Origin of the sequence: Amycolatopsis plumensis, from assembly GCF_042652605.1 — a bacterium.
Classification (GTDB): domain Bacteria; phylum Actinomycetota; class Actinomycetes; order Mycobacteriales; family Pseudonocardiaceae; genus Amycolatopsis; species Amycolatopsis plumensis.
Window position 1 is genome coordinate 6,151,556 of record NZ_JBHSJY010000001.1, and the last position, 16,402, is coordinate 6,167,957.

Annotated in this window: 15 protein-coding genes; 12 read left to right on the top strand and 3 right to left on the bottom strand. The window is 71.3% G+C overall.

Annotated elements, in window-relative coordinates; translation table 11 throughout:
- The 8 genes from ACFPLC_RS30035 to ACFPLC_RS30070 are packed head-to-tail and all read left to right on the top strand — an operon-like array spanning position 1 to position 9,774.
- Entirely contained in the window at positions 1-792 is a 792-nt protein-coding gene (locus tag ACFPLC_RS30035; protein ID WP_378189895.1) for a TIGR03084 family metal-binding protein, read from the top strand.
- Positions 789-2,477: an acyclic terpene utilization AtuA family protein gene (locus ACFPLC_RS30040; RefSeq protein WP_378189892.1), complete on the top strand. Its 1,689-nt coding sequence runs from the start codon at positions 789-791 to the stop codon at positions 2,475-2,477. Before ACFPLC_RS30035 ends, ACFPLC_RS30040 begins: the two co-directional genes overlap by 4 nt.
- Complete coding sequence (locus tag ACFPLC_RS30045; RefSeq protein ID WP_378189890.1) at positions 2,474-3,622, top strand: acyl-CoA dehydrogenase family protein; 1,149 nt, start codon at positions 2,474-2,476, stop codon at positions 3,620-3,622. The genes ACFPLC_RS30040 and ACFPLC_RS30045 overlap by 4 nt, the downstream gene beginning before the upstream one ends.
- On the top strand, positions 3,619-5,217 hold the full coding sequence (locus ACFPLC_RS30050) for an acyl-CoA carboxylase subunit beta (RefSeq protein WP_378189887.1): 1,599 nt from the start codon (positions 3,619-3,621) through the stop codon (positions 5,215-5,217). The genes ACFPLC_RS30045 and ACFPLC_RS30050 overlap by 4 nt, the downstream gene beginning before the upstream one ends.
- A gap of 7 nt (positions 5,218-5,224) precedes the next feature.
- The gene (locus ACFPLC_RS30055; protein WP_378189885.1) at positions 5,225-7,174 is read left to right on the top strand and encodes an acetyl/propionyl/methylcrotonyl-CoA carboxylase subunit alpha; all 1,950 of its coding nucleotides are present in this window, start codon (positions 5,225-5,227) and stop codon (positions 7,172-7,174) included.
- Entirely contained in the window at positions 7,171-8,337 is a 1,167-nt protein-coding gene (locus tag ACFPLC_RS30060) for an acyl-CoA dehydrogenase family protein (RefSeq protein ID WP_378189883.1), read from the top strand. Before ACFPLC_RS30055 ends, ACFPLC_RS30060 begins: the two co-directional genes overlap by 4 nt.
- 10 nt (positions 8,338-8,347) lie before the next feature.
- Positions 8,348-9,181, top strand: coding sequence for an SDR family oxidoreductase (locus tag ACFPLC_RS30065; RefSeq protein WP_378189881.1), 834 nt, complete (start codon positions 8,348-8,350; stop codon positions 9,179-9,181).
- The gene (locus ACFPLC_RS30070) at positions 9,178-9,774 is read left to right on the top strand and encodes a TetR/AcrR family transcriptional regulator (RefSeq protein ID WP_378189879.1); all 597 of its coding nucleotides are present in this window, start codon (positions 9,178-9,180) and stop codon (positions 9,772-9,774) included. The genes ACFPLC_RS30065 and ACFPLC_RS30070 overlap by 4 nt, the downstream gene beginning before the upstream one ends.
- A gap of 48 nt (positions 9,775-9,822) precedes the next feature.
- Here ACFPLC_RS30070 and ACFPLC_RS30075 read toward each other — a convergent pair whose 3' ends face one another.
- Both ACFPLC_RS30075 and ACFPLC_RS30080 read right to left on the bottom strand, forming a co-directional pair.
- Positions 9,823-10,620: an alpha/beta hydrolase family protein gene (locus tag ACFPLC_RS30075; RefSeq protein WP_378189877.1), complete on the bottom strand. Its 798-nt coding sequence runs from the start codon at positions 10,618-10,620 to the stop codon at positions 9,823-9,825.
- Positions 10,557-10,937 (bottom strand): hypothetical protein, encoded by a 381-nt coding sequence (locus ACFPLC_RS30080; RefSeq protein WP_378189876.1) that lies wholly within the window; start codon positions 10,935-10,937, stop codon positions 10,557-10,559. The genes ACFPLC_RS30075 and ACFPLC_RS30080 overlap by 64 nt, the downstream gene beginning before the upstream one ends.
- Before the next feature lie 164 nt (positions 10,938-11,101).
- Between ACFPLC_RS30080 and ACFPLC_RS30085 the strand changes: the two genes are divergently transcribed.
- From ACFPLC_RS30085 to ACFPLC_RS30095, 3 genes are all read left to right on the top strand, one after another.
- Positions 11,102-11,359 carry a hypothetical protein gene (locus tag ACFPLC_RS30085; protein WP_378189874.1) on the top strand — a complete coding sequence of 86 codons (258 nt, stop codon included), beginning with the start codon at positions 11,102-11,104 and terminating at the stop codon, positions 11,357-11,359.
- 74 nt (positions 11,360-11,433) lie between these two features.
- On the top strand, positions 11,434-13,215 hold the full coding sequence (gene murJ, locus ACFPLC_RS30090) for a murein biosynthesis integral membrane protein MurJ (RefSeq protein ID WP_378235968.1): 1,782 nt from the start codon (positions 11,434-11,436) through the stop codon (positions 13,213-13,215).
- Between the two features lie 156 nt (positions 13,216-13,371).
- Positions 13,372-13,869, top strand: a complete 498-nt coding sequence (locus ACFPLC_RS30095) for a hypothetical protein (RefSeq protein WP_378189870.1) — start codon at positions 13,372-13,374, stop codon at positions 13,867-13,869.
- Positions 13,870-13,942: 73 nt separating this feature from the next.
- Here the strand turns inward: ACFPLC_RS30095 and ACFPLC_RS30100 are convergent, their stop codons facing one another.
- Positions 13,943-14,902, bottom strand: coding sequence for a chitinase (locus ACFPLC_RS30100; RefSeq protein WP_378189868.1), 960 nt, complete (start codon positions 14,900-14,902; stop codon positions 13,943-13,945).
- Positions 14,903-15,121: 219 nt separating this feature from the next.
- Between ACFPLC_RS30100 and ACFPLC_RS30105 the strand changes: the two genes are divergently transcribed.
- Positions 15,122-16,402: a GGDEF domain-containing protein gene (locus tag ACFPLC_RS30105; protein WP_378189866.1), complete on the top strand. Its 1,281-nt coding sequence runs from the start codon at positions 15,122-15,124 to the stop codon at positions 16,400-16,402.

Genomic DNA, 16,402 nt, shown 5'->3' on the forward strand with positions numbered 1-16,402 from the left:
ATGGCGGACCTCGGCGTGATCCGCGGGGATCTCGACGCGGAGACACGGACGATCGACGACGTGGTGGCGAACCTGCCCACCGCCGACTGGGGGCGCGCGACACCCGCCGAGGGGTGGACCATCGCGCACCAGATCGCGCACCTGGCCTGGACTGACCGGAAGGCCCTGATCGCCGCGGCGCACCCGGAAGACTGGCAGGCCGAGGTCGAGGAACTGCTCAAGGCGGGGGAGACCTACGTCGACGACGGGGCCGCCGCCGGGGCGCAACGGCCGCCCGCGGAAATCCTCGAAGACTGGCGTGACGGCCGCCGTCAGCTGGCCGAGGCGCTGGCGGCGGTGCCGGACGGGCAGAAGCTGCCCTGGTACGGACCGCCGATGAGCGCCGCCTCGATGGCGACCGCGCGGATGATGGAAACCTGGGCGCACGGCCAGGACATCTTCGACGCCCTCGGCCTGACCCGTGAGCCGACCGCGCGGCTGTGGCACATCGCCCGCTTCGGCACCCGCACCCGCGACTTCGCCTACAAGCTCCACTCGCTCGCCCCGCCGGTCGAGGAATTCCGCGTCGAACTCGCCGCACCCGATGGTTCCACCTGGGCGTTCGGGCCCGAGGACGCCGAGCAGAAGCTCACCGGCAGTGCGCTGGACTTCTGCCTCGTCGTCACCCAGCGGCGGCACCCCGCCGACACCGATCTGGTCGCCCGCGGCGCCGACGTCGAGGAGTGGCTCGGCATCGCGCAGGCCTTCGCCGGGCCGCCCGGGGGAGGCCGCAAGCCGGGGCAGTTCGCATGACCTATCGCATCGGCAACGCGTCCGGGTTCTACGGCGACCGGTTCTCCGCCGTGCGCGAGATGCTCACCGGCGGGCCGCTGGACGTGCTGACCGGCGACTACCTGGCCGAGCTGACCATGCTCATCCTCGGCCGCGACCGGATGAAGGACGCCACCCGCGGCTACGCCAAGACCTTCCTGCGCCAGATGGAGGAAAACCTCGGCCTGGCGCGGGAAAAGGGCGTCAAGATCGTCGCCAACGCAGGCGGGCTCAATCCCGCCGGGCTCGCCGATGCGCTCCGCGAGCTGGCGGCCAAGCTCGGGATCGACGTCAAGATCGCGCACGTCGAAGGCGATGACCTCGTCCAGCGCGCCGAGGAGCTGGGCCTCGGGAAACCGTTGACCGCCAACGCCTATCTCGGCGCCTGGGGCATCGCCGAGTGCCTCAACGCGGGCGCCGACGTCGTCGTCACCGGGCGGGTCACCGACGCCTCCGTCATCGTCGGCCCGGCCGCCGCACACTACGGGTGGGCCCGCGACGACTTCGACGCCCTCGCCGGCGCGGTCGCCGCCGGGCACGTCATCGAATGCGGCGCCCAGGCCACCGGCGGCAACTACGCCTTCTTCACCGAGCACTCCCTGGGCGTGCCCGGCTTCCCGATCGCCGAGATCGAGGCCGACGGGTCCAGCGTCATCACCAAGCACCCGGGGACCGGCGGGGTGGTGAACACCGGCACGGTCACCGCACAGCTGCTCTACGAGATCACCGGAGCCCGGTACGCCGGACCGGACGTCACCACCCGGTTCGACACGCTGACGCTGGCCGAAGACGGGCCCGACCGCGTCCGTATCTCCGGCGTCCGCGGAGAAGCGCCGCCGCCGACGCTGAAGGTCGCCCTCAACACCCTCGGCGGGTTCCGCAACGAGACCACGTTCGTCCTCACCGGACTCGACATCGAGGCGAAAGCCGCGCTGGTGCGGGAACAACTCGAAGCGTCCATGAAGGACCGGCCGCCCGCCGACGTCCGGTGGACCCTCGCCCGCACCGACCACGCCGACGCCGACACCGAGCAGACGGCCAGCGCGCTGCTGCACGTCGCCGTCAAGGACGCCGATCCGAAGATCGCCGGGCGCGCGTTCACCGGTGCCGCCGTCGAACTCGCTTTGGCCAGCTACCCCGGGTTCCACGTCACCGCGCCGCCTTCGGACGCTTCGCCGTACGGCGTCTACACCGCGGCCTATGTGCCTGCGGAGAAGGTGCCGCACATCGCCGTGCTGCCGGACGGGATGCGTGTCGACATAGCGCCTTCGGTGTCCACTCAGGACCTGTCCGAAGTGGATGAACCGGCGCTGCCCGAACCGCTCGACCACGGGCCGGTGCGGCGGGTGCCCCTGGGCACGATCGCCGGCGCGCGCAGCGGCGACAAAGGCGGCAATGCCAACGTCGGCGTCTGGGTGCGCTCGGAAGCGGCCTGGCGGTGGCTGGTGCACCGGCTGACCGTGGCCGAGCTCAAGCTGCTGCTACCCGAAACCGTGGACCTCACGGTGACGCGCCACCTGCTGCCCAACCTGCGGGCGATGAACTTCGTCGTCGAGGGCATCCTCGGCGAGGGCGTCGCCTCGCAGGCGCGGTTCGACCCGCAGGCCAAGGCGCTCGGGGAGTGGCTGCGGTCGCGGGAGATCGACATCCCGGAGGTCCTGCTGTGACCGACCCCTTCCGGACGCCCGAACGGGCCGAACTGCGCAAGACCGTGCGGAAGTTCGTCGAGCAGGAGGTCCTGCCGCACCTCGACGACTGGGAGCGCGCCGGCGAGCTGCCGCGCGAGCTGCACCGCAAGGCCGGGGACCTCGGCTTGCTGGGTGTCGCCTTCCCCGAGGAGATCGGCGGGGGCGACGGCAACTACCTCGACGCGCTGGTCGTAGCCGAGGAGATGCACTACGCGGGCGGCTCCGGCGGGCTGTTCGCGTCGCTGTTCACCTGCGGCATCGCCGTCCCGCACATCGCCGAAGCGGGTGACCCGGTCCAGATCGAGCGCTGGGTGCGGCCCACCCTCGAGGGAACCAAGATCGGGGCGCTGGCCGTCACCGAGCCGGACGGCGGCTCCGACGTCGCCGGGATCCGGACCACCGCCGTGCGCGAGGGCGACGAGTACGTCATCAACGGCGCCAAGACGTTCATCACGTCCGGCTGCCGCGCGGACTTCGTGACGACGGTGGTGCGCACCGGCGGCGACGGCGCGCACGGGCTCTCGCTGATCGTCGTCGAACGCGGGACGCCGGGGTTCACGGTGAGCCGCAAGCTGGAGAAGATGGGCTGGCTCTGCTCCGACACCGCCGAACTGTCCTACGTGGACGTCCGGGTGCCGGTGGAACACCTCGTCGGCGCCGAGAACAGCGGGTTCGCCCAGGTGGCCACCCAGTTCGTCACCGAACGGCTGTCACTGGCCGTGCAGGCGTACGCGCACGCCCAGCGCGCCCTCGACCTGACCCTGGACTGGTGCCGGCTGCGGGAGACCTTCGGCCGTCCGCTCATCTCGCGGCAGGTCGTCCAGCACAAACTCACCGAGATGGCCCGGAAGATCGACGTGGCGCGCACCTACACCCGGCAGGCCGCGATCCGGCACGTCTCGGGCGAAGAAGTCATCGCCGAGGCCTGTTTCGCCAAGAACACCGCCGTCGAGGCCGCCGAATGGGTGGTCAACGAGGCCGTCCAGCTGCACGGCGGGCTCGGCTACATGCGCGAGTCCGAAGTGGAGCGCCACTACCGCGACGTCCGGATCCTCGGCATCGGCGGCGGCACCACCGAGATCCTCACCGGCCTGGCCGCGAAGCGATTGGGATACACCTCGTGACTACCTTGAGGTCCACAGTGGACACGCGGGCCGCCGAGTTCGGGGCGAACCGCGAGGCGATGCTGGAGAAGCTCGCCGAGATCGACGCCGAACACGCCAAGGCCGTCGCCGGCGGCGGCGAGAAGTACGTCGAGCGGCACCGCAATCGGGGCAAGCTCCTCGCCCGGGAACGGATCGAGCTGCTGCTCGACGAGGATTCGCCGTTCCTGGAGCTCTCGCCGCTGGCCGCGTGGGGCACCGACTACCGCGTCGGCGCCAGCCTCGTCACCGGGATCGGCGTCGTGGAAGGCGTCGAGTGCCTGATCTCGGCCAGCGACCCGACGGTCAAGGGCGGCGCGAGCAACCCGTGGACGACCAAGAAGAGCTTCCGGGCCGCGGACATCGCCGCGCAGAACCGGCTGCCGTCGATCAACCTCGTCGAGTCCGGCGGCGCGGACCTGCCGACGCAGAAGGAGATCTTCATCCCCGGCGGCCGGATCTTCCGCGACCTCACGCGAGCCTCGGCGGCGGGCTGCCCGACGATCGCCCTCGTCTTCGGCAACTCCACCGCGGGCGGTGCGTACCTGCCGGGCATGTCGGACTACGTCGTGATGGTCAAGGAACGCGCGAAGGTGTTCCTCGGCGGGCCGCCGCTGGTCAAGATGGCCACCGGCGAGGAGTCCGACGACGAATCGCTCGGCGGCGCCGAAATGCACGCGCGGACCTCGGGCCTGGCCGACTACCTGGCCGCCGACGAGCAGGACGCGATCCGCCTGGGCCGCAACATCGTCAAGCGGCTCAACTGGACCAAGCAAGGCCCGTCGCCGAAGCCGGACTACGACGAGCCGCGGTACGACGCCGAGGACCTGCTCGGCATCGTGCCGACCGACCTCAAGGTGCCCTTCGACCCGCGTGAGGTCATCGCCCGGGTCGTCGACGGCTCCGACTTCGACGAGTTCAAGCCCTTGTACGGGTCTTCGCTCGTCACGGGCTGGGCGAGCATCCACGGCTACCCGGTCGGTGTGCTCGCCAACGCGCAGGGCGTGCTGTTCGGCGAGGAGTCACAGAAGGCGGCGCAGTTCATCCAGCTGGCCAACCAGATCCACACGCCGCTGGTGTTCCTGCACAACACGACCGGCTACATGGTCGGCAAGGAGTACGAGCAGAGCGGCATCATCAAGCACGGCGCGATGATGATCAACGCCGTGTCGAACTCGAAGGTGCCCCACCTGTCCGTCCTCATGGGAGCGTCCTACGGTGCCGGGCACTACGGCATGTGCGGCCGCGCCTACGACCCCCGGTTCCTGTTCGCGTGGCCGAGCGCGAAGTCCGCGGTGATGGGCCCGGCGCAGCTGGCCGGCGTGCTGTCCATCGTGGCGCGCGCGGCGGCCGAAAGCCGTGGCCAGGAGTACAACGAGGAGCACGACAAGGCCATGCGGGCGATGGTCGAGGGCCAGATCGAGGCGGAGTCGATGCCGATGTTCCTCTCCGGCATGCTCTACGACGACGGCATCATCGACCCGCGCGACACCCGCACCGTGCTGGGCCTGAGCCTGTCCGCGATCCACAATGGACCAGTGAAGGGCGCCGAGGGCTTCGGCGTCTTCCGGATGTGAGCGAGCGATGATCCAGAACCTGCTGGTCGCCAACCGCGGCGAGATCGCCCGCCGCGTCTTCCGCAGCTGCCGTGACGCCGGGATCGGCACGGTCGCGGTGTTCTCCGACGCCGATGCCGCCGCGCCGCACACCCGGGAGGCCGACGCGGCCGTCCGGCTGTCCGGCAACGCGCCTTCGGAGACGTACCTGCGCGCGGATCTGCTGGTGAAGGCCGCGGCCGAGGCCGGCGCCGACGCCGTGCACCCAGGGTACGGCTTCCTGTCGGAGAACGCCGCCTTCGCGCGGGCCGTCCTCGACGCCGGGCTCACCTGGGTGGGACCGCCGCCGGAGGCCATCGAGACCATGGGCTCCAAAGTGGAGTCCAAACGGCTGATGGCCGCGGCCGGGGTGCCGGTGCTGTCCGAACTGGACCCTGCTTCGGTGACCGCGGACGACCTGCCGTTGCTGGTCAAGGCGTCCGCCGGCGGTGGTGGCCGCGGGATGCGCGTGGTCCGCTCGCTCGACGAGCTGGCCGAGGCGGTCGAAGGCGCCAGTGCCGAGGCCGGGTCCGCCTTCGGCGACCCGACCGTCTTCTGCGAGCGGTACCTGGAGACCGGGCGCCACATCGAGGTCCAGGTGCTCGCCGACCGGCACGGCACGGTGTGGGCGGTGGGGGAGCGGGAATGCTCGATCCAGCGCCGGCACCAGAAGGTCGTCGAAGAGGCGCCGTCGCCGTTCGTCGACGCGGAGATGCGGGAGGAGCTGTTCGAGGCCGCGCGCAAGGCCGCCAAGGCGATCGACTACGTCGGCGCGGGCACGGTCGAGTTCCTCGCCGGACCCGACGGCCGGTTCTACTTCCTCGAGATGAACACCCGGCTGCAGGTCGAGCACCCGGTCACCGAAAACGTCACCGGCCTGGACCTGGTCGCGCTCCAGCTGCGGATCGCGGAAGGCGAACGGCTCCCGGCCGACCCGCCGCCGACCGTGGGCCACTCCATCGAGGTCCGGCTCTACGCCGAAGACCCGGCGGCGAACTGGCAGCCGCAGAGCGGCACGCTGCACACGTTCGAAGTGCCCGATGTGGACCGTTCGTTCACGCACGGGCCGGGGCTGCGGCTCGACTCCGGCTTCGAGACCGGGTCCGTGGTGGGTGTCCACTACGACCCGATGCTCGCCAAGGTGATCACCTGGGCGCCGACCCGTGCCGAAGCCGCCCGGCGGCTGGCGAAAGCCCTGGCCGCGACGAAGATCCACGGCGTCGTCACCAACCGCGACCTGCTGGTGAACATCCTGCGCCACGAAGCCTTCCTCGCGGGGGAGACCGACACGGCATTCTTCGACCGCCACGGCCTCGACACCCTCGCCGCACCACTGGCCACTGAGGACACCGAACGGCTCTCCGCTCTCGCCGCGGCTTTGGCGGACGCGGCGGCCAACCGGGCGTCCGCGACCACGCAGAGCAGGCTGCCCAGCGGCTGGCGCAACGTCCGCTCGGCCGGGCAGCGCAAGGTGTTCACCGTGGCCGATCGCGCGTACGAGGTGGTCTACTCGCTGACCCGTGACGGTATTCGCGCCGAAGGTTTCGACGCCGAGCTGGTGTCGCACAAGCCGGACCGGGTCGTGCTGGACGTCGCCGGAGTGCGGCGCGCCTTCGACGTCGCCCGGCACGGCGGCGTGTCCTATGTGGATTCGGTGCTGGGGTCGGTGGCGCTCAAGGCCGAGCCGCGGTTCGCCGATCCGGATGCCGCACTGGCGGCGGGGTCGCTGGTCGCCCCGATGCCCGGCACGGTCGTGCGGCTCGCGGTACAGGCCGGTGACCCGGTCAAGGCGGGCGACCCGCTGCTGTGGCTCGAGGCGATGAAGATGGAACACCGGATCGCCGCCCCCGCCGACGGCGTGGTCGCGGAACTGCCGGTGACAGTCGGACAGCAGGTCGAAGTGGGCACGATCCTCGCGGTGGTGGGAGAAGCAGAATGAACGCGATGAACTTCATCGAGCCGGAGGAGCGGATCGCGCTTCGCAAGGCCGTCGCCGAACTCGGCGCCAAGTACGGGCACGAGTACTACGCCCGCAAGGCCCGCGCGGACGAGAAGACGCACGAACTCTGGGACGAAGCCGGGCGCCTGGGCTACCTCGGCGTCAACATCCCCGAGGAGTACGGCGGCGGGGGCGCGGGTATCGCCGACCTCGCCGCGGTGCTCGAAGAGCTCGCCGCCGCGGGGTCGCCGTTGCTGCTCATGGTCGTCTCGCCGGCCATCTGCGGGACCGTGATCTCCCGGTTCGGTACCGAAGAGCAGAAGAAGCAGTGGCTGCCGGGCATCGCCGACGGCAGCAAGCGGATGGTCTTCGCGATCACCGAGCCGGACGCCGGGTCGAACTCGCACAAGATCACCACCACCGCCAAGCGCGACGGCGACGGCTGGGTCCTCAGTGGACGCAAGGTCTACATCTCCGGCGTCGACGAGGCCGACGCCGTGCTCGTCGTCGGCCGCACCGAAGACGCGAGGACCGGACGGCTCAAGCCCGCGCTGTTCATCCTGCCGACCGGCACCGAGGGCTTCGAGTACACGAAGATCCCGATGGACATCGTCGCACCGGAGAACCAGTTCTCGCTGTTCCTCGACGACGTCAAGCTGCCGGCCGAGGCGCTGGTCGGCGAGGAGGACGCGGCGATCGCGCAGCTGTTCGCGGGCCTCAACCCCGAACGCATCATGGGCGCGTCGTTCTCCCTCGGCATCGCGCGGTACGCGCTGGCCAAGGCGGTCGGGTACGCGAACGAGCGGCAGGTCTGGGGTGCCCCGATCGGCACCCACCAGGGTCTCGCGCACCCCTTGGCCGAGATCAAGATCGAGCTGGAACTCGCGAAGCTGATGACGCAGAAGGCGGCGTCGCTCTACGACTCCGGCGACGACTTCGGCGCGGGGGAGTCGGCCAACATGGCGAAGTACGCCGCCGCCGAGGTCGCGATCCGCGCGACCGACCAGGCCGTGCAGACCCACGGCGGCAACGGCCTGGCCACCGAGTACGGCCTCGGCACCCTGGTGACAGCGGTGCGGCTGGGCCGGATCGCGCCGGTCAGCCGCGAAATGGTGCTCAACTTCGTCGGCCAGCACAGCCTCGGCCTGCCGAAGTCCTACTAGGAGAGTCGTCATGTCCACTTTGGAAGGCAGGACGATCCTGATGTCCGGCGGCAGCCGGGGCATCGGCGAGGCGATCGCGCTCCGGGCCGCGAGAGACGGCGCGAACGTCGCGCTCCTGGCGAAGACGGCCGAGCCGCACCCGAAGCTGCCGGGCACCATCCACACGGCGGCCGAAGCGATCGAGGAGGCGGGCGGCCACGCGCTGCCGATCCTCGGCGACGTCCGCGACGACGACGGTGTCGCCGGCGCGGTGGCGAAGACCGTCGAACAGTTCGGCGGCATCGACATCGTGGTGAACAACGCCAGCGCGATCGACCTGACGCCGACCGAGCAGGTCAGCATGAAGCGCTACGACCTGATGCAGGACATCAACGCGCGCGGGACGTTCCTGCTGTCCAAACTGGCCATCCCGCACCTGCGCCGGTCCGCGAACCCGCACATCCTGACGCTGTCCCCGCCGATCAGCCTCGACGAGAAGTGGTTCACCGCCGGCCATCTCGCCTACAGCATCGCGAAGTACTCGATGAGCCTGGTGACCGTCGGACTCGCGGCCGAACTGAAGCAGGACGGCGTCGCGGTCAACTCCCTGTGGCCGCGCACGACGATCGACACCGCGGCGATCCGCAACGTCGTCGGCGCGGAACTGGCGTCCCGCAGCCGGACACCGGAGATCATGGCCGACGCCGCGCACGTGATCCTGACGAAGCCGAGCCGCGAGGCGACCGGGAACTTCTTCCTCGACGACGAGGTCCTGCGGGCTGCCGGCGTGACGGATTTCGCGAAGTACCGCGTCGGCGATTCCGAAGAGGACCTCCAGCTCGACTTCTGGGTGGAACCGGCTTGACGGGCATCCGCGAACCCCAGCAGGAACGCAGCCGCACCACGCGGCGGCGCCTGATCGAGGCCGCCCTCGACAGCTTCGGCGAGCGCGGCTGGCACGGCGTGACGGTGGCCGGGATCGCCGAACGCGCGGGCGTCTCCCGCGGCGCGGCCCAGCACCACTTCCCGGCGCGCGAAGACCTCGTGGTGGCGGCGGTCGACCTGCTCGGGGAAGCCCAGATCGACGAGCTCCGAGCCCAGGCGGCCGACCTCCCGAGCGGCACGTCCCGCATCGAGTGCGTCGTGGAGATGGTGCTGAACCTCTACACCGGGCCGCTGTTCCGAGCGGCCCTGCAGCTGTGGTCGGTGGCGGCAACCGACGACGCCCTGCGGGACGTGCTGGTGCCGTTGGAGGCAAGGGTCGGCCGCGAGGCACACCGGGTGACGGTGGAGCTCCTGGGGGTGGACGAATCCCGGCCGGGCGTGCGAGAGCTGGTCCAGGCCACTTTGGACCTGGCCCGAGGCCTGGGCCTGGCCAACCTCCTGACGGACGACACACGCAGGCGTCGCCAGATCGTGCGAGAGTGGGCCCGAACCCTCGAACTGCGCCTGGCCTGACCTTCCGCGGCCCCCTCGAGAAGCCGAACGCACCTCCAAAACCCAAGGTCATCCCAGAGCCTGCCCGTCCGACGAGGACAGCTTTTTCCCCGGCGCCGGCCACAGGGCGAGGCAAAGCTTTTCTCCAGAGCCGACCACCCGGCGAGGGACAGCTCTCCCGAATCCGACCACACGGCGAGGGACAGCTCTCCCGAAGCCGACCCGGCAAGGACTCACCGGCCGTCCACCGGTGGGTTCGGCGAACCGGCGGAGGGTGCGGCGGGTGACCTGCGGGTCGAGCAACCCCTGACCGCGCGCCGCCGCGCGGACGGCGTCGACCAGCAGCGCCGGCCAGCTGCTGTCGGTGCCGATCCGCGCCGCCGCCCAGGCCACGATCGCCGGGGCGTCCGGGGTGGCCAGCAGCCCGTCCCACACCGCGATCACGTCACGGCCGTGCAGGGCGCAGCCCGCCTCCGCCGCGCACCAGCGGGCCATCCGGACCAGGTTGTGCTCGGCCGTCTCCGCGCCGGCCCGGGTCCACGCCGCCGGGTCGCGGCGGGTGTGGTCCAGCACGCTGTCGAGGTACATGCGCCCCACGCGGGCACCGAACAGCGCCGCGTACTCCTGCTCGTACACCGTGCCGTACGAGCTGCCGAAGTAGTTCAGCCGGCGCTCGCCCAGCCGGGCGCGGATCACGTCCATGTCGCGGGCGACCTGATCGGCCCCGAGACGGCTGCGGGCCGCCGGGCAGTCCGCCGCGAACTTCGCGTTCGCGGCCGCGTAGGCCTCGTACGCGCTCATGGTCAGCGGCCCCGGCAAGGGCGCGGGCGCCGGGCACGTGACGTCGAGGCCGCGCGGGTCGAACACGACGACGTCGAACCGCGCCGCGAGGCCGCTGAACTGATCGCGGACCCCGGCACGGCGAAGAGCGGGATCGATTGGGCCGGACCACCCGGGTTGACCAGCAACGTACCGAGTTTCCGGTCGCGCGCGGGAATCGTGAGCAGCGGGACGGCGACGGTGCCGCCGCCGGGGTGGTCCCGGTCAGCGGGCACCAGGATCTCGGTACAGGACAGGCCTTCGTAACAGTCCCGCCACGCCAGGCCCTCGGCGGCCGTGGCGGTCCCCGCCGCCGTCACGAGCAGCGCGGCGACCGCTGTCACCTGCTTGAGCAGTGCTTTCATGCCTCCGATTCGAGCAGCCGGCGAGGCGGGGCGCGTCTGCCGCAGGACAGACTTTTCCGCCCGTGGAACCTCACCCGCACCTCGAACGTCCTAGTGCCGTAAGTAACACAATCGGCCCAATGGGCGAATAACCCCTTGTAGTGGCGAGAGAGAAAGGCAGTCCGGTGTCCGGTTCAGGAGTCGAGCTCACCCACCGCGCGATGGCGATGCTGAAGGCGGTCGCCGCGGGGCGTGCGCAGATGTCGTGCAGCTGCGAGCCGGACCTCTTCATCGACGGATTCGCCTGCTGCGATCAGATCACCGCGCACGCCCTCGCCCACGGTGGCTACCTGCGGCCCGCCGTCGAAGGCGGCACCGGGCGCGTGGCCGCCGAGCTGACCGAGGCCGGGCGGGCCGCGCTGGAGATCACCGTCGCCGCCTGAGCGTCACGCAGCGTCGCTCCCCGAACAAGTGTTCGGTCTCCCGTTCGTGTCCCTGACCTGGCAGGCTTGTCCCCATGGCGGAGCACCCACCACCGGTGGACGACGAGGCTACGGTCTTCCTCCCGAGCGGGCTGCGGGGCCCGCACTGGCCGACCCGTGACCCCGACGTCTCCCGGCGCGCCTACGACGAGTTCGCCGGCCAGATCGTCGCGCGGCCGCCCGCGTCGCCGGTCAGCGCCGGCCGCGGGGCGGGTGCCGGCTCGTCGCTGGCCCGCTCCAGCGGCCGGATGGCGGTCGCCTCGGCCGTCAGCCGGGTCACCGGGTTCGTCGCGAAGCTGCTGCTCGCCGCCGTGGTCGGGGCCGGGGTCGTCAACGACTCCTTCACCGTCGCGAACACGTTGCCCAACATCGTCTTCGAACTGCTCTTCGGCGGCGTCCTGGCCAGCATCGTGGTGCCGCTGCTGGTCCGCTCCCACGACGACCCGGACGGCGGCCGCGCCTACACCCAGCGGCTCATCACGATGGCGCTGGTGCTGCTGGCCGTCGGCACGGCCGTCGCGGTGGCGATCGCCCCGCTGTTCACCGCGCTCTACGTCGACAAATCGTCCGCGACCGCCAACCCGGGGCTGACCACCGCGCTGGCGTACCTGCTGCTGCCGCAGATCCTGTTCTACGGCTTGTTCGCGCTGCTGTCGGCCATCCTCAACGCGCAGAACGTCTTCGGCCCGCCGGCCTGGGCGCCGGTGCTCAACAACGTCGTCGTCACCGGCACGCTCGTCGTGTTCGCCGTCGTGCCGGGGGAGCTGACCCTCGACCCGGTCCACATGAGCGATCCGAAGCTGCTCGTGCTCGGCCTCGGCACCACGCTCGGCATCGTCGCGCAGGCGGTCGTGCTCATCCCGGCGTTGCTGCGCACCGGGTTCCGCTTCCGCTGGCGCTGGGGCTTCGATCCGCGGATCAAGGAGTTCGGCGGGCTCGCCGCCTGGATCCTCGGTTACGTCGTGGTCAGCCACGTCGGGTTCGTCATCACCACTCGGGTGCTGACCGGCGGCAACAGCGGCGGCGTCACGGCCTACAGTTACGCCTCGCTGCTGTTCCAACTGCCCTACGGCATCCTCGGCGTTTCGCTGCTGACGGCGCTGATGCCGCGGATGAGCCGCGCCGCCGCGGACGGCGACACGGTGTCGCTCGTGGGCGACCTCTCGCTCGCCTCCCGCATGTCGACCGTGCTCTTCGTGCCCATCTCGGCGGTGCTGGCCGTGGTCGGCACGCCGATCGGCATCGCCATCTTCACCTGGGGCCGCGGCACCCTCGACGACGCCGAGCGGCTCGGCCAAACCCTGGCCGTCTCCGCCGTCGGGCTGCTGCCCTTCGCCCTGGTCATGTTGCAGCTGAGGGTCTTCTACGCGATGAAGGACGCCCGCACGCCCACGCTGATCATGCTCGTGATGACGGCGGTGAAGATCCCGTTGCTGCTGCTGTGCCGCGGGTTGCTCGACGGCGAGCACGTCGTCTACGGCGTCATGCTCGTCAACGGCGCCGGGTTCGTGGTCGGGGCCGTGCTCGGCCAGGTCTGGCTGTGGGTGCGGCTCGGCCACCTGCGCAGCAAGCGGTCGCTGCGGGTCGGGCTGATCACCCTCTCGGTGAGCGGGCTCGGCGTGGTGGCGGCGGTGCTCGCCGGGCGGGCCGTGCCCGCGTCGCTCGGGGTGATCCCGGGGGCGTGGGTGAAGCTGCCGGTGCAGGGCCTGCTCGGGATGGCCGTGCCGTTCGGGTTGCTGGCGTTGCTGAAGCTGCCCGAGTTCACCCCGGTGACCCGCCGGGTGGCCGGGCTGCGGCGGCGGTTCGCGGCTCGTTGACGGCTACGGCCGGGAGCGAAATTCGGTTGTCTCGAAACGGTAACGAGACCGCGGCGATCAGCGCGTTTACAATTGCCACAAGGGTTTCTACTATCCACCCCGGATCAGGCCGCCGCGGGCGAGCGCGGGCGGCGGGGCGTCGGGTGGAGGCCGTGCATGACGCGCAGCGCGCGCAGACGACGGGACCGGGTCACGGTCGACGAGCTGCTCAGGCAGACCGGCGCGCGGCCACGCAAACCGGGCTCGCGGGCGGCCGAGCTGGCGGCGCGCCGGGACGCCGAGCCCGAAGCCGGGGCCCGCGGGGTGGCGCGGATGGCGCTGGCGTCGGCGGTGATCGTCGTGCTGGGCGGGCTCGTGGTCGTGCTGGCGACGCGGCCGGACTCCGTGCCGGGCTCCACGCAGTTCCCGCAGCTTCAGCCGGCCAGCGCGGTCCCGGCGTCGACCGCGCTCGCCGTCCCGGCCGAGACGACCACGCCGTCCTCGGTGGTGATGCGCGCGCGCCGGACGCCAACCCCGACCCCGACGGTCACGGTCGAACTGCCGCCACCGCCCCCGGTGACGACGAAGACGAGCTCGCCGCCCACCTGGAATCCGGGGTGGAACCCGTGCTACCCGTACCTCTGCGGGCCCTATTCCGGCGGCCCGCGGCGCTGACCCGCGAAGGCCCCCTCACCGGCCCCGATGCCGGTGAGAGGGCCCCCGACAGCCCCACTACGGGTTCGGTGGGTCAGCCGGTGTAGCCGGCGACGATCTTCGTGAACGCGTACTTGTCCTGGCTGATGCCGCTGCACTCGCCGCCGCCGCTGCAGTCGCGGTTGGTGGCCCAGAACGTGAAGCGGGCGAGGTGGTGGCTGGCCGCGTAACCGCGGATCGAATTGAAGTTCGCCACGGTGACCGTCTCGCCCGCGTTGTCGGTCTTGCCGTTCATCGAGGAGAGGCCGCTGTGCCGGTAGGCGGTGTCGTCGTTCCAGCCGAACGTGGTCTTGAGCTGGTTCTTCAGCCCGTCGACCGCCGACTTCGTCAGCGCCGCCATGTCACCGCCGCTGGAGAAGTCGAACGGCATGACCGACCAGACGTCGACGCCCGCGCCGATCGCCTTGGCCTGGTTGATCAGGCGCTGGCCCCAGGTGTCGGGGCCGGTCGTGGTGGTGCCGATCGTGATCACCACGCGCAGGTTGGGGTTCTTCTGCTTGGTCAGCTTGACCGCGTTGAGGATGCGGTCCTGGACCGTCGCGTTCTGGAACTCGTCGGTGTTCTCGATGTCGAGGTCGATCGCCTTGAGCGCGTAGGCGTCGATCACCTTCTGGTAGGCACCCGCCAGCGCGGAGGCCGACGTGCACTTCGAGCCCAGCTTGGTGCCGGACCAGCCGCCGAAGGAGGGGATCACGTCCCCGCCCGCGTTGCGGATGTTCTGGATCATCGTCTTGTCCGAGCCGGTCAGCGACCGGCTGCCGTCCCACTTGGGGTTGCAGGTCCCGTCGGAGAGGACGAAGGCGAGCGTAAACGCTTTCACGCCCGTCGCGGACATCGCGGCGGTCGGGCTCGTCTGCCCGCCCCACTGGTACAGGTACGGGGAGGCGAGCACGGGGTCGACCGCGGCCATGGCCTGCGGGGCGAGCCCGACCGTCGTGGCCAGCGCGGCCGAAGCCGCGGCGGCGAGGGTGAGCAGACGGCGCACTGATTTCATGGGGGTCCTCCGGAACGCGCAGGTGGAGCACCTCCGGTTTGAGGCGGCGGGATCAACCCGGGAGGAGTGCTGTGTGCCACCACACAGTGGACTAGACCAATATCGCGTGTCAACCCTCCGTCGGTCGGAAAATGACCCACGATGCACCCGGTTCCCGACGGTGTTAAATTCCCCTGAAGGCGGATCGACAGGAGCCTGCGTTCCGGCTACTTTGCCGAAATGGTGGGGGATTCCACGGTCGCCGCCGGCGGGGAACGCCGCCCGGGCCGGTTCCTGCCCGCTCTCGTCCCGCAGCGCTTCGCCCCACGCCGGTGGGCGCTGTGGCGGCTGCCGCGCCGCGGCCAGGTCTGGTACCTGGTCGGGGTCGACGCCCTCGCCGTCGCCGCCGTCGTGCTCGCCGCCCTCCGCTTCCCGCCGCTCGCCGCGATGCTGACACCGTTCGCGCTGCTCGCGGCGGGGATGCTCGGGTCCGCAGAGCTCGCGCGGCCGGTCGAGCGACACCGCGAGGACACCCTGCTCGGGCCCGGCGTCGACACGCCGTGGATCTTCGCCGGGGTGCTCGTGCTCCGGCCCGGCCTGGCCGTCTCGCTGGTCCTGCTCTCCGCACTGCACCAGTGGTTCCGGGTCCGCAGAAAACCGGTTCACCGGCAGGTGTTCGGTGCCGCGGCGACGGCGCTGGCCGGCCTCGTCGCCGGTGCCTTCCTCACCGCGACCGGCGTCCGGCCGCTCGGCGCGGTGCTCGACACGCGGACCGTCCTCCTGCTCACCGTCGCCGGGCTGGTGTTCCTCGCGGTCAACGCCGCGCTGGTGACCGGTGCCGACGGGCCCCGCCGTCCGCGCGAAGCCGCACCCGGGCACGCCTTCGACGCCGCGATGACCGCGTTCGGCCTTCCGCTCGCCTGGGCCACGGTCGCTGCGCCGCTGCTGGTCCCGGTGCTGGCCGGCGCCACCGTCGTGCTGCACCGCGGCGGGCTGGGGGCCGGCCGCCGCGACCACGTCACCCTCGACCCGGGCACCGGGGTGCTGACCGCCGCGTCCTGGCGCGGCGCCGCCGAGGCCCGGCTGGACCGCCCCGGCGATCCCGGCGCGGCCGTCCTGCTGCTCGACCTCGACCACTTCCGCCTGCTCAACGACCGCTACGGCGCCCGCATCGGCGACGCCGTCCTGCGCGCGGTCGCCGGCACCCTGCGCGACGAGGTCCGCGCGGCCGATCTGGTCGGCCGCTCCGGCGGCGAGGAGTTCGCCGTGCTGCTGCCCGGCACCCGCCCCTTCGACGCGATGGCGATCGCGGAGCGCATCCGGCTGCGGATCGCCTCGACGCTCGTGGCGCTGAAGGCCTCGGGCGACGGCCCGCAGTTCGTCGGGGTGACGGTGTCGATCGGCGTGGCCGGCTGCTCGGACGGCCTCCTCGACGACGCCCTGCCGGCGGCGGAGGCGGCGCTCCTGCGCGCGAAGGCGGCCGGCCGCAACCGGACCGTCTGCGCCGAGCCCCCGGCGTGA

Coding starts and splice junctions, on each gene's coding strand:
- ACFPLC_RS30035 (WP_378189895.1), top strand. CDS start 1: ATGGCGGACCTCGGCGTGATCCGCGGGGATCTCGACGCGGAGACACGG.
- ACFPLC_RS30105 (WP_378189866.1), top strand. CDS start 15,122: ATGGTGGGGGATTCCACGGTCGCCGCCGGCGGGGAACGCCGCCCGGGC.
- ACFPLC_RS30095 (WP_378189870.1), top strand. CDS start 13,372: ATGACGCGCAGCGCGCGCAGACGACGGGACCGGGTCACGGTCGACGAG.
- ACFPLC_RS30080 (WP_378189876.1), bottom strand. CDS start 10,937: ATGAAAGCACTGCTCAAGCAGGTGACAGCGGTCGCCGCGCTGCTCGTG.
- murJ (WP_378235968.1), top strand. CDS start 11,434: ATGGCGGAGCACCCACCACCGGTGGACGACGAGGCTACGGTCTTCCTC.
- ACFPLC_RS30040 (WP_378189892.1), top strand. CDS start 789: ATGACCTATCGCATCGGCAACGCGTCCGGGTTCTACGGCGACCGGTTC.
- ACFPLC_RS30060 (WP_378189883.1), top strand. CDS start 7,171: ATGAACGCGATGAACTTCATCGAGCCGGAGGAGCGGATCGCGCTTCGC.
- ACFPLC_RS30055 (WP_378189885.1), top strand. CDS start 5,225: ATGATCCAGAACCTGCTGGTCGCCAACCGCGGCGAGATCGCCCGCCGC.
- ACFPLC_RS30100 (WP_378189868.1), bottom strand. CDS start 14,902: ATGAAATCAGTGCGCCGTCTGCTCACCCTCGCCGCCGCGGCTTCGGCC.
- ACFPLC_RS30065 (WP_378189881.1), top strand. CDS start 8,348: ATGTCCACTTTGGAAGGCAGGACGATCCTGATGTCCGGCGGCAGCCGG.